Consider the following 23,916-nt stretch of genomic DNA (forward strand, 5'->3'; position numbering starts at 1 on the left):
GTTGCCTCCGGCAGGTGAGGATGAGGATCTGGCGTGGCGGGCGGAGCTGACGAACCGGTTCGCCTCGGTGCGCGGGTTCGTCGAGCTGCTGGCCGACACGATCCCCTGGGGCGGCGCCGACGCCGGTGTCCCGGTGATCGCGGCATTGCGGGGTCTGCCTCGCGTGCTCGCCTACGGCGAGCACGCCGGGGTGCAGCACATCGAGGCGCACAAAGATATGGTGGCGGGGTCGTGGCGGCGGCTGGTGTATGACAACCCCGAGCCCGACATGAACCGCCATCTGGAGCTGGAGGCGGCCCCTGCCGGGCTGGCTGAGTGAAGACCTGAACGGTTTCCGTCAGGTCGGCCGCATCGGCTTCGAGGCGTCCCGTGCGCATCCAGGTCAGGAGGCGGTGCGTACGGTCACGGCGGAGGCCTGATCGCCGACCGGATGGTCGGTCTGATGGTCGGCCTGGTCACCGCTGTCGATGTGGTCGGCGTGGTAGAGGCCTTCGGCGAGCAGGCGGCGCACGTGCTCGTCGGCCGCGCTGTAGTAGACGAAGGTGCCCTCCCGGCGGCCCTTGACCAGCCCGGCCAGGCGCAGCTTGGCCAGGTGCTGGCTGACCGTGGTGGGGGCGGCGTCGGCGAGTTCGGCCAGGCACGCGACGTTGGACTCCCCCTGCAGCAACGCCCACAAGATCTTGATGCGGGTGGGGTCGGACAGCAGCCGGAACGACTCGGCGGCCAGGTGCACCTGTTCCTCGTTCGGCATGTCGAAATCGGTCAGCGAGGTGTGCATGGGGTCATCGTATCCCCGAATCTCGCTATTTGCATACCTTCGCGTATACGCATATACGATGCTTCGGTGATAACGGACTTGGGAGCGGCTGCCCCACCGCCCGCAGCGACGTTCGGGCCGGCCGCCTGGTGGCGCTCCGGCGCCGGCTCGCTGATGGAGGTGCGCTGGGCGATCGCGGCCACCGCGCTGTTCGCCGCCGGCGGCGCCGCCCAGCTGGCCGGCGCGCCGCCGTGGCTGTGGTGGACGCTGTACCTGGCCTGCTACGCCGCCGGCGGCTGGGAACCCGGGTTGGCCGGGCTGAAAGCGCTGCGCGAGCGCACGCTGGACGTCGATCTACTGATGGTCGCCGCGGCGATCGGCGCAGCGGCGATCGGGCAGGTCTTCGACGGCGCGCTGCTGATCGTCATCTTCGCCACCTCCGGCGCGCTGGAGGCCGTGGCCACCAAACGCACCGAGGACTCCGTGCGCGGCCTATTGGACCTGGCCCCCGACCAGGCCACCCGCATCGACGACAGCGGCACCGAGAAGGTCGTGGCCGCCGCCGACCTGCAAGTCGGCGACGTCATCTTGGTCCGGCCGGGCGAACGCATCGGCGCCGACGGTCAGGTGATCGCCGGGGTCAGCGACGTCGACCAATCCTCCATCACCGGCGAGAGCCTGCCGGTGGACAAGCAGACCGGCGACGAGGTGTTCGCCGGCACGGTGAACGGCACCGGCGCGCTGCGCGTGCACGTCACCCGGCCGGCGTCGGAGACGGTGATCGCCCGGATCGTGGCGATGGTCGAGCAGGCCAGCGCCACCAAGGCGCGCACCCAGCTGTTCATCGAGAAGGTCGAGCAGCGCTACTCCGTGGTGATGGTCGCCGCCACCCTGGCCCTGTTCGCGCTGCCCCTGCTGTGGGGCACGCCGGTGCAGGACAGTCTGCTGCGGGCGATGACGTTCATGATCGTGGCCTCGCCGTGCGCGGTGGTGCTGGCCACCATGCCGCCGCTGCTGGCCGCCATCGCCACCGCCGGCCGCAACGGCGTGCTGGTCAAATCCGCCGTGGTGATGGAACACCTGGCCGACGTCACCTGTGTCGGCTTCGACAAGACCGGCACCCTGACCGAAGGCCGCCCGCACCTGGTCCACCTGCGCGCCCTGCCCAACCCGGGGGGCGACCGGAGTAGCGACACCGAGGGCCGGGCTGGAACGGAGGCGGACCGGCTGCTCACGCTCGCGGCCGCGGCCGAGCAGGGCTCAGAACATCCGCTGGGCCGCGCCATCCTCGCCGCCGCCCACGACCAGGGGCTGCCGCTATCCGCCGCCACCGGCTTCGCCACCCTGCCCGGGCGAGGCGTGCGCGCCCACGTCGACGGCCATCTGGTCGAGATCGGCAGCCCCGCCCACCTGCTGGACCAGACCGTACCCAGTGACGCGGGTGGCGCGGCGCAGGCCCGCGCGGTGGTGGCCGACCTCGAGGACGACGGGCACACCGCCGTGCTCATGCTCCTGGACGGCCGCCCCGCCGCGGTGCTCGGCCTGGCCGACCGCCTGCGCCCCGACGCGGCGCAGGCGGTCACGCAGCTGACCACCCTGACCGGCACCACCCCCGTCCTGCTGACCGGCGACAACCCCCGCGCGGCGGCCCGGGTGGCCGGCCAGGCCGGCATCACCGACGTACGGGCCGGCCTGCTGCCCGAGGACAAGGTGAACGCCGTACGCGAACTGCAGCAGCAGGCGCGGGTGGCGCTGGTCGGCGACGGCGTCAACGACGCCCCCGCCCTGGCCACCGCCCACGCCGGCATCGCCATGGGCCGCGCCGGCGCCGACCTCACCCTCGACACCGCCGACGCGGTCATCACCCGCGACGAACTGGCCACCATCCCCGCCGTGCTCGCCCTGGCCAGGCGCGCCCGCCGCCTGGTCATCGCCAACCTGGTCATCGCCGGCACCTTCATCGCCGTACTGGTCGCCTGGGACCTGCTCGGCGACCTGCCGCTGCCGCTCGGCGTGGCCGGCCACGAGGGCTCCACCGTCATCGTCGGCCTCAACGGGCTGCGCCTGCTGCGCAACGCAGCCTGGCAGCGCGCCGCCGCCCTTCCCGCGACAGCAAGGAAACCCCGATGACCACCACCGGCAGCCCCGGCCCCGCCCTCCCGGGCATCGTCCGCTACCCCGGGCAGCACCGCCCTGGCCATCGCCGACCAGCTGCGCCACGCCTACGCCGAGGTGTTCTCCCAGCCGCCCTGGAACGAAGATCACACCCGGGTCGAGGAGTTCCAGCATGCCGGCAGCGCGAACAGGGTGCCGGCGACCAGCCCGCCGCGGGTGCCGTTCAGCACCCAGCCGACGTCGATGGCCAGTTGCTGGCCCTCCGGTCCGGGCAGCAGCATGCAGTAGTTGAGCGCGTGGTTGAACCGTTGCCGGCGGATCCAGCGCGTAGCGCAGGATCGCGCCGAGCTGAACGGCCGCGATGCCGTAAAGGACGGACGCCGGTGCTGTTCGGGGTGATGATCACGCTGGAGTGCCCCCGAGGGGGGCACGGGGACACCCTGCCCGCGTTGCAGCAGCAGGCTGCCGATCATCCGCTCACCAGCGGGCAGCATCGGTGTCTATCCTGGACACCCTCAGGACCCCGTAGGTCGTCGTCCCATCCTCATGCCTTTGTTCCACGGATACTCCTCCGCCATCTGACAGGGTGATCCACGCATTCGCCTCCCCTCCGGTGAAGGATTGGTTCCGATATATGCCCGACTCGGCGTACACGGCGCCGATTCTGGGGGGGTCGTTGTACGCGCCATGGCTTACCTGTATGCCAGATTCAGGAAAGCTGATCCATCCGTCCGTGGTGCTTTTCCCCTGAACCCGTGTGGCGTTCACCCGGTTGACTGCGATCCTGTCGGCCAGGACCGCTCCCTGGCCGCCGGAGTTGTTGGAGACCTCCACCCCGTCGGCGGTGAAGGTGATGCCTCCGGTGTTCGCCCTCCCCTGGACCCGTTCGGTATTCACCCGGTTGACTGTGGTTCTGTCGGCGATGACCTCGCCGGCGTACAGGGTGCCCTGGTCATTGGAGCCGCGCGTACTCCAGACCCTCACCCCGCCCTGAGGGAAGGTGATGTCCCCGTCGCCGCTGTTGAGCCCCCTCACATACTCGGTGGCCACGCCGCTGACGGTGGCCTCACCGGCGTACAGGGTGCCCGGGTCATTGGAGCCGCGCGTGCGCCGTACGGTCGCCCCGCCCTGGGAGAAGGCGACGGCTCCGTCGCCGCTGTTCGGTCCTCCTACCCACGGGGTGTCGATGCCGGTGGTGGCGGTGAGGGTTTCCAGGATGGGATTGCGCACCTGAACAGTCGTGGTGAGGAAGTGCTGCTGCCGAGTGTTGCGGTCGGTGGCGATGAGGATGTAGGTGGTAGCCCGCTTCGGGGCGTCGGGCGGTGACCAGCTGCCCCGGGAGACGGGGACGGGCTGCGGCGCGCCCGGGTACGTGATCTCGTAGCGGAAGCCGGCGGACTCCGCCCAGCGCAGCGTGAGCTTTTCGCCGGCGTCCACCATGGCCTTGTCCGGGCGGAAGTCGCGCGGCGCCGGGAGCTCCTTTGGCGCGGTCTTCACCAGCGCTACCGCCGCGAAGCTGGTGGTCAGGCGGCCGGTCCTGGTTCTGCTGGTGTTCTCGGTCACCGTCAGCACGGCTAGCCCGGCGGTGGGGGCGACGGGGACGTTCTCCAGCGTCAGCACCATGTAGTCGCCAGGGGCGAAAGGGGTTCTGCCGCCAGGGGCGGTGGCCTGGAAGGCGTTGGAGCCCTGTGGTCCCGGCTGGACGTTCAACGACGACCGGGTGCCCGACCGTGTGCCGTACTCGCCCTTGGGCTTGATCTTGTTGAAGTCCGAGGTGAGGTCGCCGGCGCCGTTGCCGACGGGCACCTCCACCTTGATCGTGGACCAGTACGCCGCCTGCTGCCGGTGTTGGTGATGAGTAGGTACACCGTTCCCGTGGACGGGGATCGCTTGGCCGCTGACGCTTCCAAGGGCGCGGGGTCGGTGATGAGGGTGTAGGTCAGCATGGTCATGGTCACCACTCCTTCTCTTGGAGGACGGCGCGGGCCGATGGCCCGCCCGCGGCAAGAGGACCGGGCCGGACAGGACAAGCGGCGACATGGGTGGCGTATCCAAAATCCGCCTGTGACGCACCGCAGAAAACCACCTCTAGATCCAATCGCTCAGCGTTGAAGCGTGACAAGATCGCTCAAGGCGGCCATAACAGGGCGGTTCGGCAATATCATCAGCGTCTTGACAAGCATGGGGAGCATGCGTCGCTGACCGTCCGTGAACGCCCGCCATTCCCATGCCGCGGTCGCTTCGGTGTCGGTGGCGGTGTTTCAGGCTGTGGCTGTTGGGATGACTCCGCGCCAAACGGCGCGGGCCAGGAGCAGAGTGCCATCGGTTTCGATACGCACCCACGCCCGGCGAAAAGGTGCCCGCGATCATGGCGGCCAACCGACCGCCGGGACACAGAGCCGTCAACCAGCTTGCCGGGATGGGCCGAAAGGACACCATTGGCGCGTTCGCGCTGGGCGGGCCCGATGGTCATGTGCTGGGGCGAGCGGCCGAGCGGAACATTTGTCCAAGCCGGCGGTGGGCGCGAACGGCGACAGTGGGCCCATGACCATTCCCCCAGGTGCCGGCGACAACCGCCGGCCGGACGACGCCGATCCGCGGTCGCCTGACGAGGAGCCGGAGGTGAGAGGCGCGGGAAGCCGCAGAAGGCGTGGCGTCATCGCCTCGGCCGTCCTTGTCGCGATCGCCGGACTGCTGGTGGTGAACGCGGTGGTGGTGTCGCGACAGGACGCCGAGGCCGGCGGGAGTCCGGCCCTGCCTCTTGCGGGCGGCAGCGTCTACGTGCGCCAGGACGGCCCCCGCGATGCCCCCGCGCTCGTGCTGGTCCACGGGCTCGCCGGATCGACCTCCTGGTGGGACCCGCTGGTTCCGATGCTGGCGAGGTCTCATCGCGTCATCCGGATCGACCTGCTCGGGCACGGCCGGTCGGCCAAACCGGCCGGCGGGGGGTATGCGATCCCGGAGCAGGGACGCCGGGTCGGCGAGGCACTGGACCGGCTCGGCGTGCGGCAGGCCATGGTGGTCGGCCATTCCACCGGCGGCTCGGTCGCCACCGCCCTCGCCGAGCGACGACGCGACCTGGTGACCGGGCTCGTGCTCATCGACTCCGGGCCCCGTATGGACGCCTTCATCTCGGACGGGCTCGTCGGCCGGCTCCTGTTCGTGCCCGCCGTCGGGCAACTGCTGTGGCGGTTCCGGACCGACGCGATCCTTCGCCGGGGTTTGGAGACCGCGTTCAGCCGCCGCGGCTACCAGATCCCGCAACAGCTCGTCCACGATGTGCGCGGCACGACCTACCACGCGCTCACCGCGACCTCGCGGGCGGCCGACGACTACCTGACGCAGCGGGCGCTCCCCGATCGGCTGACCGCCCTCGGCAAGCCGCTACTGGTGATCTTCGGCGAGGAGGACCGGAGATGGCGGTCCGCATCCGCCGCCGGATACCGCGTCGTTCCGGACGCGAGAGTCGAGTTGCTGCCCGGTGTCGGGCACACACCCATGCTTGAGGACCCGTCGCGGACCGCCGCACTCCTCCTGGAGTTCACCGCGCTGCACGCGGCGCAGCCGGACCGAACGACACGATGAGCCGTATCCATGCCGCCTTCCAGAGCGTCCAGGGGTGGATTTCCTGGCTGCGGGCGGCACGGCACGGGATGAATCGACTTGTAGGCACCGAACTGCGGCACTAGGTTACTGAAGTGCTCAAACCCGCCCTTCCCCTACAGACCGACCGGCTGGTCCTGCGCGCGTTCACGGCCGCCGACCTGGGGCCGTTGCACGCCTACCATTCGCTGCCCGAGGTGACCCGCTACCTGTACGTGGATGTCACCGACCTCGACCAGACCCGGAAGTCCCTGGAACAGAAGATCGCCAGTACGGCGCTGCTTGACGAGGGGCAGAGCCTGAGGCTGGCCGTGGAGCTCCGGGAGAGCGGCGAGCTGGTCGGCGACGTCGTGTTGTTCTGGCACAGCCGGGAGCACCGGCAGGGCGAGATCGGCTTCGTGTTCGACCCCGCCCACCACGGCCGCGGCTATGCCACCGAGGCGGCCCGCGTCCTGCTGGAACTCGGCTTCGACGGCCTCGGCCTGCACCGGATCACCGGCCGCCTGGACGGCCGCAACACCGCCTCCGCCGGGGTGCTGGAACGCCTGGGCATGCGCCGCGAGGCACACCTGGTGGAGAACGAGTTCGTCAAGGGCGAGTGGACCGACGAGATGATCTACGCGGTGCTCCGCCGCGAGTGGCTAGGGAACCGTCAGTCCGAGGTCGCGGGCTAGGTCCGCCGCCTCCCGCGCCCACCGGGCGCACAGCGCGAGCCCTGCGGCGCGGGCGGCGTAGCTCGCGTCCGCCTCGACGGTGTCCTCGCCGCCGTAGTCGTGGTGCCGGTCGGCGGAGGCGCTCTCCAGGCTCCGCGCGGTGAGCCAGTCGTACTTCACCGCCGAGGCGCGGACGCCGAGCAGGACCACGCGCTCGTCGCCCGCCCAGCCGGCCTCGCGCAGGCCGTCGATGTAGGCCCGGACGACGGCGGCGTCGAGGTCGTCCAGCACGTCGTGCGGCAGCAGAAGGTCGAAGACGCAGTCCGGGACGAGATTGCCGATGTCCTCGCCGAGGGCTCCGTCGCCGGTGAAGCCCCAGTCGAGCAGCACCACCTCGCCGTCCGGCCGCCTGATGAGGTTGTTGGGCCAGACGTCGAGGTGGCAGACGGTGCGCGGCAGGGCCCGCATGATCGACAGCAGGGACTCCCGCTCGTCGTGCAGCCGCAGCAGCCCGTCGCGCAGCTCGGGCGGGAAATGCGCCTTGATGAGCGGCTGCGACCACGCCCACTCCTGCGCGAGGAGCTCCCAGTCCGCGGGCCGCGAGGTGCTGTAGTCGCGCAGGAATCCGCTGCTCAGCCACGGGTGGTCGGGCAGGTCCGCGCGGCCCTGGCTGCGCCCGAGCACGCGGGCGGTCTCGACGACGTCCTCGACCGTGAGCGCCGCCGAGTGCCGGCCTTCGACGTGTTCGAGCACCAGCTCGATGTCCCCGGTGCCGGTCTCCTTGATGTCCAGCACCGCGGGCGCGCCCAGGCCCAGCCGTCGCGGCAGCTCCGTCTCGTAGACGAGGGCCTCGCGGCGCCAGTAGTTCCAGTGCCGCTCGTCCGCCGAGGACGACCAGTGCCGGGGCGCGTCGTCCCGGCGATGAGTGAGGATCTTGTGCACCGTGCCGGCGTCCTGCCAGATGCCGCCGGTCACGCCGTTGAGGCGGTTGTGAGTGAGCTGTCGCACCCGATCAGCCTAGAAGGTCGCCCCGCAACCTCGCCGGGCCGTCTCAGCTTCGCCAGGGCATGTGCTGGAGGGTCCAGGTGTTGCCGTCCGGGTCGGCGAAGTAGGCGTAGAAGACGCCGCCCAGGTCCTGGACCGGTCGCACGTCCACGCCGCGCTCGATGAGCGTCGCGCGGGCCTGCTCGATGTCGCTCACCACCAGGTGCAGGCCGCGCAGCGTGCCGACCGGCATGTCCAGCACGTCCAGGCCCTCGGTCAGGGTGATCGAGCAGGCCGAGCCGGGTGGGGTGAGCTGCACGACCCGGATCCCGTCGGCCGGCCGTACGTCGACGTCCACCTGGAAGCCGAGGCGGTCGGCGTAGAACGACTTGGCGCGGTCGATGTCCTTGACCGGCACCGGCACGAGTTCGAGCAGCATCGCGCCGGGGAGCACCGGCATCGGGTCCGCGGCCGGCGCCTTGGCGGGCGCGGCGTTCTCCTGGGGGCGGGAGGTGTCGATCATCGGATGGTCGCCTTTCGCTGTGGTCTCACCGAGCATTCCGGCGAGGCGGTCGTAGGACTCGCCCGCGCCGCGTGCCATGGGCGAGCGGAGGACGCCGTCGCGGATCTCCCGCGACGGGTAACGCACGGTGGAGGTCATCGCGGTCCGGCCGGCCCGCTCGTCGAAGACGGTGGTGACGAGGGCCTCGCCCGCGTCCCAGTCGTCGTAGGTCTCGGTCTGGACGATCCGGGCCGGCGCGGCGACCTCGCGGTAGACGCCGCCGTGGCCCATCTCGGCGCCGCCGGGCCCGCGCGAGACGAAGCGCCAGGCGCCGCCCGGCCGCAGGTCGATCTCGCAGACGACGAGCTCCCAGCCGCGCGCGCCGTGCCATCGCCGGAGCAGCTCGGGCCGGGTGAAGGCGTCGAAGACGAGGGCGCGCGGCGCGTCGAAGGTCCGGGTCATCACGATCTCGGTGTCGGCCGACGCCGTCACCGTCAGCCCTTCACTCATCGTCGCCTCCGGCGGCGCCGGTGGCCCGCAGCTCGCCCAGCAGGACGTCGAGACGCTGGTAGCTCTCCTCCCAGTAGGCGCGGTAGTCGGCCAGCCAGGCCATGGCGTCCTTGAGCGGGCCAGGCTCCAGCCGGCACGGCCGGCGCTGGGCGTCGCGCCGGCGGGAGACCAGGCCGGCCCGCTCCAGCACCCGCAGGTGCTTGGAGATGCCCGGCTGGCTCATCGCGAACGGCGCGGCCAGCTCCATCACGGTGGCCTCCCCTTCGGCGAGCCGGGCCAGGATCGCCCGCCTCGTCGGATCGGCCAGCGCGGCGAACGTGGCGTCGAGTACGTCGGCAGTCACTTCGATTACCCCTTGGTTGTATAACCTGATGGTTTTATACATGCTACGCTTCGGCACTGTCAAGCCATCGCAGGTGGAAGGGAAGACCTATGGGAACCGTGTTCGCCCAGGCGTCGGTGTCGCTGGACGGGTTCATCGCGGGGCCGGGTGGGACGGGGTTCGACCGGCTGTTCGCCTGGTGCGCCGGCGGGGACGTGGAGACGCCCTCCGCCGATCCCGACCGGCTGACCTACCGCACGTCCGCGGCCACCGCCGGCTACCTGCGCGAGCTGACGGCGAGCACCCGCGCCTGCGTGGTGGGCAGGCGGCAGTTCGACCTGACCGGGGGCTGGGGCGGGCGCCACCCGATGGGCGTGCCGGTCTTCGTGGTGACCCACCACCGGCCCGCCGACTGGCCGCGGGACACCGCCACCCCCTTCACCTTCGTCCACGACGGCGTGGAGAGCGCGATCGAGCAGGCGCGGCGGGCGGCGCGCGGCGGCGACGTCGGCGTCGGGCCGGGCAGCACCGTCGCGCAGGCGCTGGACGCGGACCTGCTCGACGAGATCCGGCTCGACCTCGTCCCCGTCCTGCTCGGCGGCGGGCTGCGGATGCTCGACGGCCTCGGCACCGCCCCGGTCGGCTTCGGCACGCCACGGGTGATCGCGGGCGACGGCGTCACCCACCTCGTCTACCGGCGCGACGGCCGAGCCTGACCCGCCGGGAGCGTGCTACCGTCTCCGACATGAAGCGCGCCAATGTGACGACGACGCCGGAAACCGTCCCGGCGCGCTGACACCAGTCTTGACGAAGCCCCGGGGCGAGTGCCCCGGGGCTTCGCCATGTGGGCACTCGCCGGTGAGGAGACCCGCGATGAGTGACCACAGAAGGCTCGGCCGCGAGCTGGAGCTGTTCGACACCGACCCGCTGATCGGCGCCGGCCTGCCGTACTGGCTGCCGGCCGGGGCCGCCGTGCGGCACGCCCTGGAGGAGTACGTCCGCGAGGTGGAACGGCGGGCCGGCTATCGGCACGTCTACTCGCCCGTGCTCGGCAAGAGGGAGCTGTACGAGATCTCCGGACACTGGGACCACTACAGCGACGACATGTACCCGCCGATGGACCTCGGCGGGGAGCAGGTGGTGCTGCGGCCCAGCCTGTGCCCGCACCACGCGCTGATCTACCGGTCCAGGGCGCACAGCTACCGGGAACTGCCGCTGCGGCTCGCCGAGCTGGGCGGCATGTACCGGTCCGAGCTGTCCGGGGTGCTGGGCGGGCTGACCCGGGTGCGTGCCATCCAGCTCAACGACGCGCACATCTTCTGCACCCTGGACCAGGTCGCCGGGGAGACCCTGGGCGCCCTGGAGCTGATCCGGAGCGCCTACGAAGCGCTCGGCATCCGGCCGGCCCGCTACCGGCTGTCCCTTCCCGGGGACGGCGGGAAGTACGTCGCCGACCCGGCCATGTGGCGGCGGGCCGGCGCCATGCTGACCGAGGTGCTCGACGGGGCCGGGGTGGACTACGAGGCGGCCGAGGGCGAGGCCGCGTTCTACGGGCCGAAGATCGACGTCCAGGTGGCCGACGGGCTGGGCCGCGAGGCCACCCTGTCCACCGTGCAGGTCGACTTCCATCAGCCGGGAAGGTTCGACCTGAGCTACGTCGGCCCGGACGGCGCCAGGCACCGGCCGGTCATGGTGCACCGGGCCGTCGTGGGCAGTGTCGAGCGGGCCGTCGCCCATCTCATCGAGGTGCACGACGGCGCCTTCCCGCCCTGGCTCGCCCCGGTCCAGCTCGTCGCGCTGCCGATCTCGGCCGCCGAGGTGCCGCGGGCCGAGGCCCTGGTACGGCGGTGCGTCGAGGCCGGGCTGCGCGCCGAGCTCGCCGGGCCGGAGCACGGCACCCTCGGCACCCGGATCCGCGGGCACCGGCTCGTCCCCTACCAGGCGGTCATCGGCCCGAAGGAGGCGGCCGGCGACGACATGGCCCTGCGGCTGCGCGACGGCCGCCGGCTGCCGGCCATGCCCGCCGCCGAGGCGGTGTCCAGGATCGGCGCCCTGGTCGGCGGCCACCGGGTGGACCTGTGGGACGCGGTGGTGCCCGCCTGAGCGACGGCGGGTGCGGACCCCGGCACTCCCGGGGTTCGCGCCCCCTTATATAAGTAGAGCGTGATATATTCGCGGCGCATCCGCATACGAGGAGAGCCACGATGATCGACGTGACCCATCAGATCAACTCGGTGAGCCGGCAGGTCGGCACCCGGACGCTCGAAGCGGGCGAGGGCCGTACCGTGACCGTGTCCCAGACCTACGACTCCCCCATCGACGACGTCTGGGACGCCGTCACCAGCATCGAGCGGATCCCGCGCTGGTTCGCGCCGATCACCGGCGACCTCCGGCTCGGCGGCCGCTACCAGCTCGAAGGCAACGCCGGCGGGACGATCGAGCGGTGCGACCCGCCCAACGGCTTCTTCGCGACCTGGGAGTACGCCGGGGCGACGAGCTGGATCGAGGTCTCGCTGACCGGGACGCCCGGCGGCGGGACGAGGTTCGAGCTGGTGCACATCGCGCAGGTGGACGACAAGATCTGGGACGAGTTCGGCCCCGGCGCGGTCGGGACCGGCTGGGACCTCGGGTTCCTGGGCCTGGCCCTGTATCTGACCAGCGGGGTGGGCAACCCCGAGCAGGATCCGAGCTGGCCGCTCTCCGAGGAGGGCAGGCTGTTCGCCTCGCTCAGCAGCGAGGGCTGGCGGGCCGCCGACGTCGCCGCCGGCGCGGACCCGGACCAGGCGGCCGCCGCGGCCGAGCGGGTCGCCGCCTTCTACACCGCGGCGCCCCCCGAGTCCTGAAACCCGGCGCGAAAGCATGGCATAGCGTGCCCATCCGCGAATAGCCCCGCAATAAACCGCGCAAAATGTTCTCCCCCGCACTGCGTGGCAACTGGGGTGATTCACCTGGCCGCTCATGATCGGTCACATGGGCGATCAATCCCACGAACTCGGCATGAAATCTCCGATCACCCGCAGGGACTTCCTGGACGGGGTGGCGACGGCGGCGGTGGCCGGCGCGTGCGCGCAGGGCGGCTCGTCGTACCCGCGCGCCCGGACGGGGGAGGCGGAGGCGGGCGGATTCCGCGGGGACACCCCCGACGTGCTCGGCGTGCCGCACGCGCTGCGCGACGGCCGGTTCTGGGAGCACGCGGGGGTGCCCGACCCCACCGGGGAGGCGTACGACCTGGTCGTGGCCGGGGCGGGGATCAGCGGGATGACCGCCGCCTACCGCTGGCTGCGGCAGGATCCCGCCGCCCGGGTGCTCGTCCTGGACAACCGGTCCGAGCTGGGCGGCGGGCCCGAGGCGCAGTACCGGGCGCCCGGCGGCCCGCGCCGCCCGTCCGGCCGCCCGGCCATGTGCCGCCCGGAGGGCCGCGACCTGCTGGACGACCTCGGCGTACGGCCGGCCGAGTACGACGCGCGGGAGGTCGGGCCGGGTCTCGGCATGTACGAGGCGGTCTACTGCGACCGGGAGACCTTCCCCGCGGAACGGCTGGTCGTCCACTCCCCCGGCAGGACGACCGAGGACATCGTCGCCGAATTGCCGATCAATGACACCGCAAAACAGGATCTGATCCGACTATATGAGGATCCGCCCGACTGGTTCCCCGGGTTGACGGACGAGGAGAAGAAGGAGCGGCTGGCCGGCCTGACGTATTCCGCGTTCCTCGAAGAGGTGTGCGGGGCGCATCCGGACGTGGTGAAGTTCTGCCGGACCATGCCGAGCGCCGAGTGGGGATACGGTTCGGACGCCTTCGGCGCGATCGACGCCTGGGCCGGCCGCGGACGTTATCCCGGGTTCGGCGGCCTGGGGCTGGACGCGTCCAAGCCGTCCCGGTACAACTCGCCCACCGTGGCGAAACGCTGGTCCGGCCACGCCTACCGGTTCCCCGAGGCGATGGTGAGCACCATGGTCGCCCGGATGATCCCCGGGTTCACCGCCGCCAGGCTGGACCGGCCCGGCAACCGGCTCAGGATCCGGCTGGCCAGCCCGGTCGTGATGGCCGCCAACGACGCCGACGGCGGCGCGACCGTGGGGTACTTCGACGGGCACCGGGTGCGCACGGTCCGCGCGGGCTCGGTGATCCTGGCCTGCCGGCACACGATGATCCCCTACCTGGTCCCCGAGCTGCCGCCGGAGCAGCGGTCCGCCCTGGGCCAGGCCGTCAGGACCCCGCTGATCACCGCGACGGTACGGCTGCGCGACTGGTCCGCCTGGCAGCGGGCCGGCGTCGGCCGGGTGCGGTTCACCGGCGCCTACTGGGTGTCCGCCGAGCTGGACCTGCCCGGCGGCGCGGGCGGCGAGCCGATCCTGGCGAACCTGGTCCGGGTCCCTGCGGTGCCGGGGATGCCGCCGGCGCAGGGCGCGGTCGCCGGTCGCAGGGAACTGGTGGCGACGCCGTACGAGTATCTGGAGTTCACGCTGCGGGAGCAGCTCACCCGGTTGCTCGGGCCTGCCGGGTTCGACCCCGGGCGGGACATCGAGGCGGTCACCGTCAACCGCTGGGGGCACGCGGGGGCGCGGGAGTACGCGCGGCCGTGGGACGCCTTCCACCCGGACGGGCCGCTGCCCGCCGAGATCGCGAGCCGCAGGCTGGGCCGGATCGCGATCGCCGGGTCCGACGCGGTCCCCGAGGCCGGCGCGGACGCCGCGGTCGCCTCCGCCTACCGGGCCGTCGCCGACCTGATGGCCTGACGCCTCTTCCCGGCTCTCCCCGGCGGCCGGTCGGAGAGGGTCAGACGGCGGCGGCGGTGACGTCCCATAATCGGCGGGCGAGGTCGGGGTCGGTCATCGAGCGGGGGGCCGCGGCCGGGGCCCGGTCGACGAAGTAGCGGCCGGCGTGCTCGACGCCGTCCGGGCCGTCCGCGAGGTGGATCATGGTGGCCGCGCCCTCCTCCGGCGACCGGCCCATCCCGGGCACGTGGTGGATCAGCCGCATCATCAGGGTGCCCGGCGCGAAGCCCGTCTTGATCAGCCCCGGGTGGAAGCAGGTGGCGGCCACGCCGCGGCGGGCCAGCTCGACCGTGAACAGCGCGTTGGCCTGCTTGGTGTCGCCGTACTGGAGCCAGCCGCTCCAGCGCCGCCGCTCCCTGTCGAGGTCGCCGAGGTCGAGCCGGCCGGACTTGGCCGCCCGGGACGTGGTGGTGACGACCCGGCCGTCCGCGAGCCGGTCGAGCAGCAGGGTGGTCAGCAGGAAGGGCGCGAGGTGGTTCACCTGGAACATTGTTTCGTGCCCGTCGGAAGTGAGCGTTCGGGCGGTCGTCATGACCCCGGCGTTGTTCACCAGGACGTCGATCCGGCCATGCCGGGCGCGCAGCTCGGCGGCGAGTTTGCGCACCCTGTCAAGGTGGGTGAAATCGCAGGTCAAGACTTCTGGCCGGGGCCCGAACCCGGCCGCCCTATCGGCCACCGCCGCCACCTTCTCCGGGGTGCGGCCGACGAGAACGAGCCGGTGTCCGCGCTGGGCGAGGGCGATCGCGGCAGGTCCGGCGATCCCGTCACCGACCCCCGTAATCACAGTAATCATGACATCCTCCACTGCGCCGAAACCTTAATAGGTGCTAGCCTGCTGTGCGATCTTCCGGAGGCGCATTTACGCATATATGTGAGATGTGACGAGAGCCTCCGCACACTCAGAAGTTGGGACGAGTGGCATGGGTTCTGGAAACCGGTCGATTCGGTTCAAGATCTTCTTGTTGCTGCTCCTGCCCCTCCTCTGCCTGAGCGCCCTGTGGGGTTTCGTGCTGAACCTCACGGTCGGCGACGGGGCGGCGCTGCTCCGGGCCGGCACGGTGGACGACGCGATCGGCGTCCCGTTCACCGACCTGGGCCACCAGTTGCAGAACGAGCGCGCCCGCTCGGCCATCGCGATCAGCTCCCGGGTGGTGACCAGCGAGCTGGGCGTCCAGCGCACGGTCACCGACCGGGCCGTGAAGCGGTTCCGCGAGTCGGCGCTCAGCGAGGACGCCTCGGAGGCGATCACCCCCGAGCTGCGGGTCCCGCTCGACGGCCTGCTGAAGGAGCTCGACCGGCTGCCCGACATCAGGAACGCCATCGACGCCGACGAGAGCGGCCGGCTGGAGGCGGTGACCGCCTACAACCGGATCCTCGACCAGTCCTTCCGCGTCTACGACCAGCTCGCCGCGGTCCCCGATCTGGCGATCTTCCAGCAGGGCGCCGCCGCGCAGGCGATGCGCAACGTCGGCGAGATCGTCGCCAGGGAGAACGCGCTGGTCAGCGGGGCGCTGATCGACCGGCGGATGAGCCGGCGGGAACACGACGCCTTCGTCGAGTACGTCTCCGCCAGGAAACTCCTCCAGGCCAAGGGCATGTCGGCGCTCGACGCCCAGTTGCGCGGGCCGTACCAGAACCTGCTCGACTCCACCGGCTTCAAGCAGTTCACCGACCTCGAACAGGAGATCATCCGGGAGTCCGCCACCGGCGAGCTGCCCCCGGACGCCGACCGCTGGCGCACCCTCGCCGACGACCTCGCCGCCGACTTCGACCGGCTGGACACCAGCACCGCCGGCACCCTCCGCGACCGCGCCGACTCCGTCGCCACCGCGATCCTGGTCAGGATCGCCATCGCGGGCGGCCTCGGCCTCATCGCCGTCGTCGCGTCGATCATCATCTCGATCCGCTTCGGCCGCCGTCTCGCCACCGAGCTGGCCGGCCTGCGCAGGACCGCGATGGACCTCGCCAACGTACGGCTGCCGCGGGTGGTGGACCGGCTGCGCCGGGGCGAGGAGGTGAACGTCGACGCCGAGGTCTCGGCGCTCAAGGCGGGCGGCTCCCTGGAGGTGCGAGACGTCGCCAGGGCGTTCGCCACCGTGCAGCACACGGCCATCGAGGCCGCCGTCGGGCAGGCCAACCTGCGCAGGGGCGTCGGCCTGGTCTTCCTCAACCTGGCCCGGCGCAAGCAGACCCTGCTGCACCGGCAGCTCGCCCTGCTGGACGGCATGCAACGCCGGACCGACGACCCCGACATCCTGGACGACCTGTTCAAGCTGGACCACCTGACCACCCGCATGCGGCGGCACGCGGAGGGCCTGATCATCCTGTCCGGCGCGGTGCCGGGCCGGGCCTGGCGCAACCCGGTGCCCGTGGTGGACATCCTGCGCGCCGCGGTGGCCGAGGTGGAGGACTACAAGCGGGTGACGGTCTACCCGACCGCCCGCGCCGCCCTGCTCGGCGAGTCGGTCGCCGACATCACCCACCTGGTCGCCGAGCTGATCGAGAACGCCACGCTCTACTCGTCCTCCGACAGCACGGTCAACGTGCGCGGCGACACGGTGGCCAACGGCTTCGCGATCGAGGTGGAGGACCGGGGGCTCGGGCTGCTCCCCGAGGAGTACGCCGCGATCAACGCCCGGCTGGCGAACCCGCCCGAGTTCGACCTCGCGGACAGCGACCGGCTCGGCCTCTTCGTGGTCGGCAGGCTCGCCGCCCGGCACGGCGTCCACGTCATCCTGCGCGCCTCGCCGTACGGCGGGACGACCGCGATCGTGCTCATCCCGCGCGCGCTCCTGGTCGAGGCCGAGGCCCCGGCCACGCCCGCCCTGACCGGCCGCCAGGAGGGCTCGCCGGCCGAGGCGCCGACTCCGCTCCAGCAGCGGGCCACCTCGCTTCCGGCGCGGAGAGAGCGCGGCGCACGGGACAATAGGATCAAGGAAGACAGGCCCCGGTACCGCAGGACCGGGAACGGCAAGGGCGGGAGCGTACGGGTTGGCGAGGACGCGGGCGGTGCGAGCACCGCGGTGCCGTCGGGAGGCGACCTGTTCACCCCCCGCTCCACCGGTCCGGCGCCCGCCGAGGCCGGCGACCCGGCTGCACCCGGGCCCGGCGCCGCCACCGGCCCCTCCACGGGACCGGAGATCTCCACCGACGAGCCCACCGATCCGCAGCCGCCCGCCCGCAGGCCGAACCCGTCGCTGACGGTGGTGACCGGCCCCGCGGAGGGGACGCCGCCACCGCTCGCCAGGCGGACCCGGCGGACCGTGCCGCCACCCGTTTCCGCGGAACCGGCGCCGGAGGCACAGCCCCACGAGGGCGCCGAAGGCCCACGGCGCGCGGCGCCACCGGCGGGCACCCACGCCGGGCTCCCCCGCCGCGTGAAGCAGGCCAACCTGGCCCCCCAGCTCAGGAAGGCGGACGCTCCGGCGGACCCGGCCGAGGAGGGACCCCAGGAAACACCGGCGACGACGGCATCGGCGGTGGAAGAAGAGGGCGGACCGGGAGAGACCGGCCCGGCCTCCGGCCCCGCAGAACGCTCTCCCGACCAGGCCCGTGCTGTCTTCTCGGCTTTCCAGCAGGGAGCACGCCGCGGCCGGGAGGACGCTGACTACGTACACCAGACCACAGGCGACAAGAGGGACGAATGACCGGGCACCCGAGCAACACGGGCGAGTTGAACTGGCTGCTTGACGACCTCACGAGCAGAGTGGCCGCGGTACGGCAAGCGGTCATCCTGTCGACCGACGGACTCGCGGTCGGCTTCTCCACCGGGATCTCCCGGGAGGACGCCGAGCACCTCTCCGCCGTGTCGGCCGGCTTCCAGAGCCTGGCCCGCGGCGCCGGCCGCCACTTCGGAGGCGGCGAGGTCAGGCAGACGATCATCGAGATGGAGGCGGCGTTCCTGTTCGTGACCGCCGCTGGGCAGGGCACCTGCCTGGCCGTGCTGGCCGCCTCGGATGCCGACGTGGGCCACATCGCCTACGAGATGGCGATGCTCGTCAAGCGGGTCGGCCAGCACATCTCCACGGCACCGCGGACGGTCTGATGAGCGGCCCGCAGTGGCTGGACGACGAGGCCGGGCCGGTCGTCCGGCCATACGCTCTGATCCGGGGACGTACCAGATCCTCCGGGGATACCATGGACGTCATCGCGATGGTCATGGCCACCGGTGCGCGCCCCGCGCCGAGTGTGGTGCTCGGACCCGAGCAAGAGCGCATCCTCCACGCCACCCGGCGTGCCGTCTCCGTCGCCGACGTGGCCGCAGACCTCGATCTACCGCTCGGAGTCGTCCGTGTGCTACTGGGCGACTTGAAGGACCAGGGGCTCATCAGTGTGCGGCAGCCCGCCCCGGAGGCTCTGCCGCGCACCAGTGACCGCATTCTCAAGGAAGTGATCAATGGACTTCGAGCCCTCTGACGAGCCTGTCGCGCTCAAGATTCTGATCGCGGGGGGCTTCGGAGTCGGGAAGACCACCCTGGTGGGGGCGGTCAGCGAGATCCGGCCGCTGCGCACCGAGGAGGTCCTCTCGGATCGCGGCGTCGGCGTCGACGACCTCGGCGGGGTGGAGACCAAGACCACCACCACCGTCGCCATGGACTTCGGCCGGATCACGATCAGGGAAGGGCTCGTCGTCTACCTGTTCGGGACGCCGGGCCAGGAGCGGTTCTGGTTCATGTGGGATGAGTTGTCCTACGGGGCGCTCGGCGCGGTGGTCCTCGCCGACACCCGGCGGCTCACCGACTGCTTCCCCTCGATCGACTACTTCGAGCAGCGCGGGACGCCGTTCATCGTGGCGGTCAACTGCTTCGACGACGCGCAACGCTACGAGCCGGAGGACGTCAGGATCGCCCTCGACCTCGATCAGGACGTGCCCGTGCTCAACTGCGACGCGCGGCTGCGCTCCTCGGCCAAGACCGTGCTCGTCACCCTCGTCGAGCACTCCCTGAAGAAGCTCTCGGCCAGCCGTTACTGACCCTGGCCCGGCGAGGCCGGTGGATCCCGCGCCGCACGGCACGGGATCCACGCCCTACAGCGCCCGCAGTCCGCTGATCAGCTCGTGCAGCAGGTGGTCCGACTCCGGCTCGGCCGCCGGCGAGGGCGCGCGGACCAGGATCAGGCCGTGGTCGAGCAGGTCGCCCAGCAGCACCCGCACCACGCCGATGGGCAGCCCGGCCATCGAGGCGATCTCCGCCACCGGCTTCGGGGTGTTCACGTAGACCAGCAGCCGCCGGTGGTGGATGCCCAGGTCGGGCAGCGCGGGCAGCTCGGTCGCCGTCGCCACGACCACCGCCAGCAGGTCGAACGCCGGAGTGGACGGGCGTGTCCTGCCCTTGGTCAGGGCGTAGAGGCGCACCACCGGCCCCGCCTCGTCGTCGACGTACTCCGCGCTGACGCGTCCCCGCCCCCGCCTTCGGGAAGGCATGCCGGTCTCGCTCACCCTGGCCCCGCTCCCTCTTCCGGCCGCCCTCCGGGCGCGCCGACCAACTCCTGCTCGTCCTCCGGCCCCGCGTCGGGATCGGCCTCGATCAGCCCGTGCGGCAGCACCACGGTCACCGTGGTCCCCCCGAACGGCGAGACGCCGAACTCCACGCGCAGCCCATGCTTGGCCGCCAGCCGCCCGACGACGACCAGCCCCAGTCGATCGGTGTCCGAAAGGTCGAACTCCGGCCGTGTTTCCAGCTTACGGTTGATCTCCGCCACTTCTTCCGGCGTCAACCCCAACCCCCGGTCCTCCACCTGCACCGTGAAGTCGTCGCCCGCGCGCTCGCCGCGCACCGACACCTCGGTGTTGGGCGGCGAGAAGACCGCGGCGTTCTCGATCAGCTCCGCGAACAGGTGGACCAGGTCGGCGACGGCGCCCCCCGCCACCGTGACCCCCGGCATAGGATAGATGCGAACCCGGGTGTAGTCCTCCACCTCGGCCACGGCCGCCCTCAGCGTGTCCTCCGCGAGCACCGGCCGCCGCCAGGCCCGCCCCGGCGACCCGCCGGACAGGATGATCAGCCCTTCGGCGTGCCGCCGCATGCGGGTGGTGAGGTGGTCCAGCCGGAAGAGCGCGTCCAGCGCCTCGGGGTCCTCCGCCCGGCGTTGCATGTCGTCCAGCATGCGGAGCTGCCGCTGGACCAGCGACTGGCTGCGCCTGGCAAGGTTGCTGAACGCCTGGCCGACCGTCTCGCGCAGCGTCGCCTGGCCGACGGCCGCCTCCACGGCGGTGTGCCGGGCCCGGTCGAGCGCGATGGCCACGTCGTGCACCTCCCGGGTGTTGCCGAGGGGCTCCAGGGCGGGTGTCTCGGCCGCCACGTCCACCGCCTCGCCCCTGCTCAGCCGTTCGACGACGCGCGGCAGCCGTACGCCGGCGAGGTCCTGGGCGGCGGCGCGGAGGGCGGCGAGCTCGTGGGCGAGGCCGCGGCCGACGCGGAGGGCGACGACCAGCGAGACGACGATGCCGACCAGACCGACCGCGCCGGCCAGCCCGGCGCGGGCGAACGTGCCGGTGGGGGTGGGCCGGGCGCGGGCGGTGAGCGCGGTCGCCGCCTTGGCCAGGCCGTCCCGGTAGACGGCGCCGGCCCGGTCCGCGGCCGTGCGCCACTCGGCGTGCGAGACGAGGCCGCGCGGGTCCCCGGCGAGGAGACGCTCCTCCGCGGCGCCGAACCTGGCCTGCACCGGACCGGCGAGCAGCGGGGCGAACAGGGCGCGCAGGTCCGGCTCCAGGTCGGCCACCCCCTGTTCGACCAGGAAGGCGCGGTTGGCGGCCAGCCTGCCGAAGACGCGCAGCTCGGCGCGGCTCAGCCGGCGGTTGGCCACCAGGGCGCCCGCGGCGAGGGCGCGCTCCCGGCCGAGCAGGTCCTCGGCGGCGGTCAGCGCGGTGACGCCGCGCGACTCCTGGACGAGGGTCGCGTCGCCGTTCACCGCCATGCTGGCGGCGAGCCTGCGCGCGGCGTCCGGCACCTGGCCGAACTCCTGGGCGAGGGCGACCTGCCCGATCCGCCCGTTGTCCGCGGCGGCGCGTACCGTGTCGAGCCGGTCGGCCTTCTTCGTCAGGTCGTCGAACCGCGTCCGCATCGCCGGGGTCAGCGACGCCAGGGCGCCCGCGGACAGGTCGCGCAGCCGGGTCCGCGCCCGGTCGACCTCGGCCCGCTGGCCGGCGAGCACGACGCGCCCCCGCTCGGAGTGGGTGCCGAGGTATTCGGCGGTGAGGAGGTGCTCCTTGCTCAGGGCCGCGGTCAGCGCGGCGGCCGGGCCGGTGATGGAGTCGTGCAGGGTGCCGACGGTGAGCAGATCGACCGACTCGTCCGTGGTGACGTGCGCCGCGAAACCCCACAGCGCGATCAGGGTGACGAGGGGGGCGGCGAGCAGAACGCAGATCTTGAACCGGATGGATCTACCCGATGCCATGACCCCTCGCCGGTTCGCTGCTCTCTGCGGGAATTAAGATCGCCGAGAGGATAGCACCGGAATCGCCGGAATCACTGATCTTGTCGTCATCATTTCGGCCGTCCCGTCCGCGGTGTCCGCGGCCCGCGTCCAGGTGAGCTGCGCGACCCGTACGGCGAGCACGCCCAGCAGCGCGACCTCCACGCCGAGCAGGGACCACTCGGCCAGCCCGATGAGCACGCCGTCCCCCGGCAGCGCCGCGTACGTGATCGCCAGCAGCCCGAACCCGCCCGCCAGCGCCAGCCACTCCACCGCCCGCGCCACGATCCGCCACCGGTCGTCCGCCGCGAACCGCACCACGAGCAGCGCCGCCGCCACCGGCAGCCCGGCGAACGCGGCGAGCAGCACCCAGCGGTGCGCCGCGACCCCGAGGAGCAACGTCAGGGGCGAGACGGTCAGCACCAGCCCCCACAGCGCCACCAGTCGCTCCGGGGCCCCGCGCGAGGGCGCCCCCGCCGCCCGCATCCCCGCCACCAGCGCCAGCGCCGCCATCCCGAGAACCACCATCGCGAGCCCCGCCGTGCCCCCGCGGTCCATGGCGGCGTAGTCGCTGATGGTGAGGTCGACCAGGTCCGGGTGCGGACCGGCCAGGTCCACCGCCGTGACAGTGGCCGCGATCGCGATTCCGGCCCCGGCGAGGAGCGGGTAGAGCCGTCTCAGGTCAACCATGTCCAAAGAATCGTCCCCAACCGCCCATCCCGCCATCCGGCCCCACCCCTGAGCCATCCCTGACCCTGACCCCTAGCGAGTCAGGGGGCGGGGCCGCGGGGCGGGGCCGGGGGGCGGGGTCAGGGGATGGGATGGGTCTGTGCGCGGGCCTCGGCGTAGCGGGCGCGGACGGCGGGGGCGGGGGCGCCGTCGTAGCGGAGGGTGCCGGCGGCGGTCCACGGCGGGGGCTCCGGGGTGCCGGCCAGCAGCCAGGCGGCCTGGCGGGCGGCGCCGTCGGCGACGTACTCGCCGGGCCGGGGGACGACCACCGGGCGGCCGAAGACTTCGGGGGCGATCTCGCGCAGGGCCTCGGAGCGGGCGCCGCCGCCGATGAGCAGCACGCGTTCCGGGGTGAGGCCGAGCGCGTCGAGGGCGTCGGCGAGGTGGCAGAGCAGCCCTTCGATCGCGGCCCTGGCGAGGTGGGCGGGGGTCGCGGTGGCGAGGGTGAGGCCATAGAGCGAGCCGGTGGCGTCCGGGAGGTTGGGCGTGCGCTCGCCCTCCAGGTAGGGCACGAGGACGAGGCCGCCCGCGCCGGCGGGCGCCTCGCGGGCCAGTTCGCCCAGCCGGTCCAGGCTCACGCCGAGCATGCGGGCCGCGGCGTCGAGCACCCGGGCGGCGTTCAGCGTGGCGACCAGCGGCAGGAACCGCCCGGTCGCGTCGGCGAAGCCGGCCACGTGCCCGCTCGGATCCGCGCTGGGCGTGTCGGCGACGGCGAACGCGGTGCCGGAGGTCCCGATCGAGACCACCACGTCCCCCGGCCGCGCCCCGACCCCGAGCGCCGCCGCCATGTTGTCCCCGGTCCCGGCCGCCAGCACCCGCTCCCCGCCGGCCCCGCTCCCCGCCGCCACCCGTCCGCCGGAACCGGCGACCGCCGGGCGGAGGACGCCCGCCTGTTCCGCGCCGGACAGCACGCGGGGCAGTTCGGGGAGCGACCCGAGGGCCGTCTCCAGCAGGTCGGTGCGGTAGGCGCCGGTCGCCGGCGACCAGTAGCCGGTGCCGGAGGCGTCGCCGCGGTCGGTGGTGAGCCCGCGCAGGCCGGGCGCGCCGGCGAGCTTCCAGGTGAGCCAGTCGTGCGGGAGGCACACGGCACGGGTACGGCGGGCGTGCTCCGGCTCGTGCTCGGCCAGCCAGCGCAGCTTGGTCACCGTGAACGACGCCACCGGCACGCTGCCGACCGCCTCCGCCCACTTCTCCGGCCCGCCCAGCTCGGCCACGAGGTCGCGCGCGGCGGCGGCGGAACGGGTGTCGTTCCACAGCAGCGCGGGCCGGACCACCTCGCCGTCCTCGTCCAGGCAGACCATGCCGTGCTGCTGCGCGGCCACGCTGACGGCGGCGACGTCGTCCAGGCCGCCGGCCCGGTCGATCGCCTCGTTCAGCGCCGCCCACCACGCGTCCGGGTGCACCTCGGTGCCCTCCGGATGCGCGGCCCGGCCCTCACGGACCAGGGCGCCCGTCTCGGCCTCCCTGATCACGACCTTGCAGCTCTGGGTGGAGGAGTCGACCCCCGCCACCAGCCTCGCGCCGTTACCGCTCACCGTGCGCCTCCCTC

Annotated in this window: 23 protein-coding genes; 12 read left to right on the plus strand and 11 right to left on the minus strand. The window is 72.5% G+C overall.

From position 1 onward, the window contains the following. Window position 1 precedes the first annotated feature (1 nt). Window positions 2-319, plus strand: a complete 318-nt coding sequence (locus QSK26_RS25090; protein ID WP_285777690.1) for a hypothetical protein — start codon at window positions 2-4, stop codon at window positions 317-319. Window positions 320-382: 63 nt separating this feature from the next. On the opposite strand, the gene QSK26_RS25095 is transcribed toward QSK26_RS25090, so the two are convergent. Continuing rightward, window positions 383-778, minus strand: a complete 396-nt coding sequence (locus QSK26_RS25095; RefSeq protein WP_285777691.1) for an ArsR/SmtB family transcription factor — start codon at window positions 776-778, stop codon at window positions 383-385. Window positions 779-844: 66 nt separating this feature from the next. Here QSK26_RS25095 and QSK26_RS25100 point away from each other — a divergent pair, with 66 nt between their 5' ends. Then, window positions 845-2,887, plus strand: a complete 2,043-nt coding sequence (locus QSK26_RS25100) for a heavy metal translocating P-type ATPase (protein WP_502888747.1) — start codon at window positions 845-847, stop codon at window positions 2,885-2,887. Between the two features lie 131 nt (window positions 2,888-3,018). On the opposite strand, the gene QSK26_RS42140 is transcribed toward QSK26_RS25100, so the two are convergent. Then, complete coding sequence (locus QSK26_RS42140) at window positions 3,019-3,366, minus strand: chromate transporter (RefSeq protein ID WP_285777692.1); 348 nt, start codon at window positions 3,364-3,366, stop codon at window positions 3,019-3,021. Beyond that, complete coding sequence (locus QSK26_RS25110; RefSeq protein WP_285777693.1) at window positions 3,350-4,684, minus strand: hypothetical protein; 1,335 nt, start codon at window positions 4,682-4,684, stop codon at window positions 3,350-3,352. The genes QSK26_RS42140 and QSK26_RS25110 overlap by 17 nt, the downstream gene beginning before the upstream one ends. Window positions 4,685-5,416: 732 nt before the next feature. Between QSK26_RS25110 and QSK26_RS25115 the strand changes: the two genes are divergently transcribed. After that, the gene (locus tag QSK26_RS25115) at window positions 5,417-6,457 is read left to right on the plus strand and encodes an alpha/beta fold hydrolase (protein ID WP_285777694.1); all 1,041 of its coding nucleotides are present in this window, start codon (window positions 5,417-5,419) and stop codon (window positions 6,455-6,457) included. Between the two features lie 113 nt (window positions 6,458-6,570). Then, complete coding sequence (locus QSK26_RS25120) at window positions 6,571-7,149, plus strand: GNAT family N-acetyltransferase (RefSeq protein ID WP_285777695.1); 579 nt, start codon at window positions 6,571-6,573, stop codon at window positions 7,147-7,149. On the opposite strand, the gene QSK26_RS25125 is transcribed toward QSK26_RS25120, so the two are convergent. From QSK26_RS25125 to QSK26_RS25135, 3 genes are read right to left on the minus strand one after another with little or no spacing between them, the layout of a single operon-like run. Continuing rightward, window positions 7,117-8,136, minus strand: a complete 1,020-nt coding sequence (locus QSK26_RS25125) for an aminoglycoside phosphotransferase family protein (RefSeq protein WP_285777696.1) — start codon at window positions 8,134-8,136, stop codon at window positions 7,117-7,119. The two genes, QSK26_RS25120 and QSK26_RS25125, sit on opposite strands and share 33 nt — an antisense overlap. Before the next feature lie 43 nt (window positions 8,137-8,179). After that, a complete protein-coding gene (locus QSK26_RS25130; RefSeq protein WP_285777697.1) occupies window positions 8,180-9,124 on the minus strand; it encodes an SRPBCC domain-containing protein in 945 nt (314 codons plus the stop codon). Next, window positions 9,117-9,467 carry an ArsR/SmtB family transcription factor gene (locus QSK26_RS25135; protein ID WP_285777698.1) on the minus strand — a complete coding sequence of 117 codons (351 nt, stop codon included), beginning with the start codon at window positions 9,465-9,467 and terminating at the stop codon, window positions 9,117-9,119. The genes QSK26_RS25130 and QSK26_RS25135 overlap by 8 nt, the downstream gene beginning before the upstream one ends. Before the next feature lie 89 nt (window positions 9,468-9,556). Here QSK26_RS25135 and QSK26_RS25140 point away from each other — a divergent pair, with 89 nt between their 5' ends. From QSK26_RS25140 to QSK26_RS25155, 4 genes are all read left to right on the plus strand, one after another. Continuing rightward, a complete protein-coding gene (locus QSK26_RS25140) occupies window positions 9,557-10,162 on the plus strand; it encodes a dihydrofolate reductase family protein (protein WP_285777699.1) in 606 nt (201 codons plus the stop codon). 157 nt (window positions 10,163-10,319) lie between these two features. Beyond that, complete coding sequence (thrS, locus tag QSK26_RS25145) at window positions 10,320-11,549, plus strand: threonine--tRNA ligase (RefSeq protein WP_285777700.1); 1,230 nt, start codon at window positions 10,320-10,322, stop codon at window positions 11,547-11,549. 101 nt (window positions 11,550-11,650) lie between these two features. Continuing rightward, a complete protein-coding gene (locus QSK26_RS25150) occupies window positions 11,651-12,289 on the plus strand; it encodes an SRPBCC family protein (RefSeq protein ID WP_285777701.1) in 639 nt (212 codons plus the stop codon). Between the two features lie 127 nt (window positions 12,290-12,416). Then, window positions 12,417-14,186 carry an FAD-dependent oxidoreductase gene (locus QSK26_RS25155; protein WP_285777702.1) on the plus strand — a complete coding sequence of 590 codons (1,770 nt, stop codon included), beginning with the start codon at window positions 12,417-12,419 and terminating at the stop codon, window positions 14,184-14,186. A gap of 40 nt (window positions 14,187-14,226) precedes the next feature. Here the strand turns inward: QSK26_RS25155 and QSK26_RS25160 are convergent, their stop codons facing one another. Further along, a complete protein-coding gene (locus tag QSK26_RS25160) occupies window positions 14,227-15,018 on the minus strand; it encodes an SDR family NAD(P)-dependent oxidoreductase (RefSeq protein ID WP_285777703.1) in 792 nt (263 codons plus the stop codon). Between the two features lie 169 nt (window positions 15,019-15,187). Here QSK26_RS25160 and QSK26_RS25165 point away from each other — a divergent pair, with 169 nt between their 5' ends. Genes QSK26_RS25165 through QSK26_RS25180 form a run of 4 tightly spaced genes read left to right on the plus strand, consistent with a single transcriptional unit; the run spans window position 15,188 to window position 19,197 of the window. After that, on the plus strand, window positions 15,188-17,872 hold the full coding sequence (locus tag QSK26_RS25165; RefSeq protein WP_285777704.1) for a sensor histidine kinase: 2,685 nt from the start codon (window positions 15,188-15,190) through the stop codon (window positions 17,870-17,872). Beyond that, window positions 17,869-18,270: a roadblock/LC7 domain-containing protein gene (locus tag QSK26_RS25170; RefSeq protein WP_285777705.1), complete on the plus strand. Its 402-nt coding sequence runs from the start codon at window positions 17,869-17,871 to the stop codon at window positions 18,268-18,270. Before QSK26_RS25165 ends, QSK26_RS25170 begins: the two co-directional genes overlap by 4 nt. After that, window positions 18,270-18,641, plus strand: coding sequence for a DUF742 domain-containing protein (locus QSK26_RS25175; RefSeq protein ID WP_285777706.1), 372 nt, complete (start codon window positions 18,270-18,272; stop codon window positions 18,639-18,641). The genes QSK26_RS25170 and QSK26_RS25175 overlap by 1 nt, the downstream gene beginning before the upstream one ends. Further along, complete coding sequence (locus QSK26_RS25180; RefSeq protein ID WP_285777707.1) at window positions 18,622-19,197, plus strand: GTP-binding protein; 576 nt, start codon at window positions 18,622-18,624, stop codon at window positions 19,195-19,197. The genes QSK26_RS25175 and QSK26_RS25180 overlap by 20 nt, the downstream gene beginning before the upstream one ends. A 54-nt stretch (window positions 19,198-19,251) precedes the next feature. On the opposite strand, the gene QSK26_RS25185 is transcribed toward QSK26_RS25180, so the two are convergent. The 4 genes from QSK26_RS25185 to xylB form a co-directional block, all read right to left on the minus strand. Beyond that, a complete protein-coding gene (locus tag QSK26_RS25185) occupies window positions 19,252-19,647 on the minus strand; it encodes a DUF742 domain-containing protein (RefSeq protein WP_285777708.1) in 396 nt (131 codons plus the stop codon). Between the two features lie 11 nt (window positions 19,648-19,658). Next, a complete protein-coding gene (locus QSK26_RS25190) occupies window positions 19,659-21,620 on the minus strand; it encodes a sensor histidine kinase (protein WP_285777709.1) in 1,962 nt (653 codons plus the stop codon). Between the two features lie 33 nt (window positions 21,621-21,653). Continuing rightward, on the minus strand, window positions 21,654-22,328 hold the full coding sequence (locus QSK26_RS25195) for a DUF998 domain-containing protein (RefSeq protein WP_285777710.1): 675 nt from the start codon (window positions 22,326-22,328) through the stop codon (window positions 21,654-21,656). A gap of 119 nt (window positions 22,329-22,447) precedes the next feature. Then, on the minus strand, window positions 22,448-23,902 hold the full coding sequence (xylB, locus tag QSK26_RS25200; protein ID WP_285777711.1) for a xylulokinase: 1,455 nt from the start codon (window positions 23,900-23,902) through the stop codon (window positions 22,448-22,450). Between the last annotated feature and the right edge of the window lie 14 nt (window positions 23,903-23,916).

The organism is Microtetraspora sp. NBRC 13810 (assembly GCF_030268685.1).
GTDB lineage: Bacteria > Actinomycetota > Actinomycetes > Streptosporangiales > Streptosporangiaceae > BSRQ01.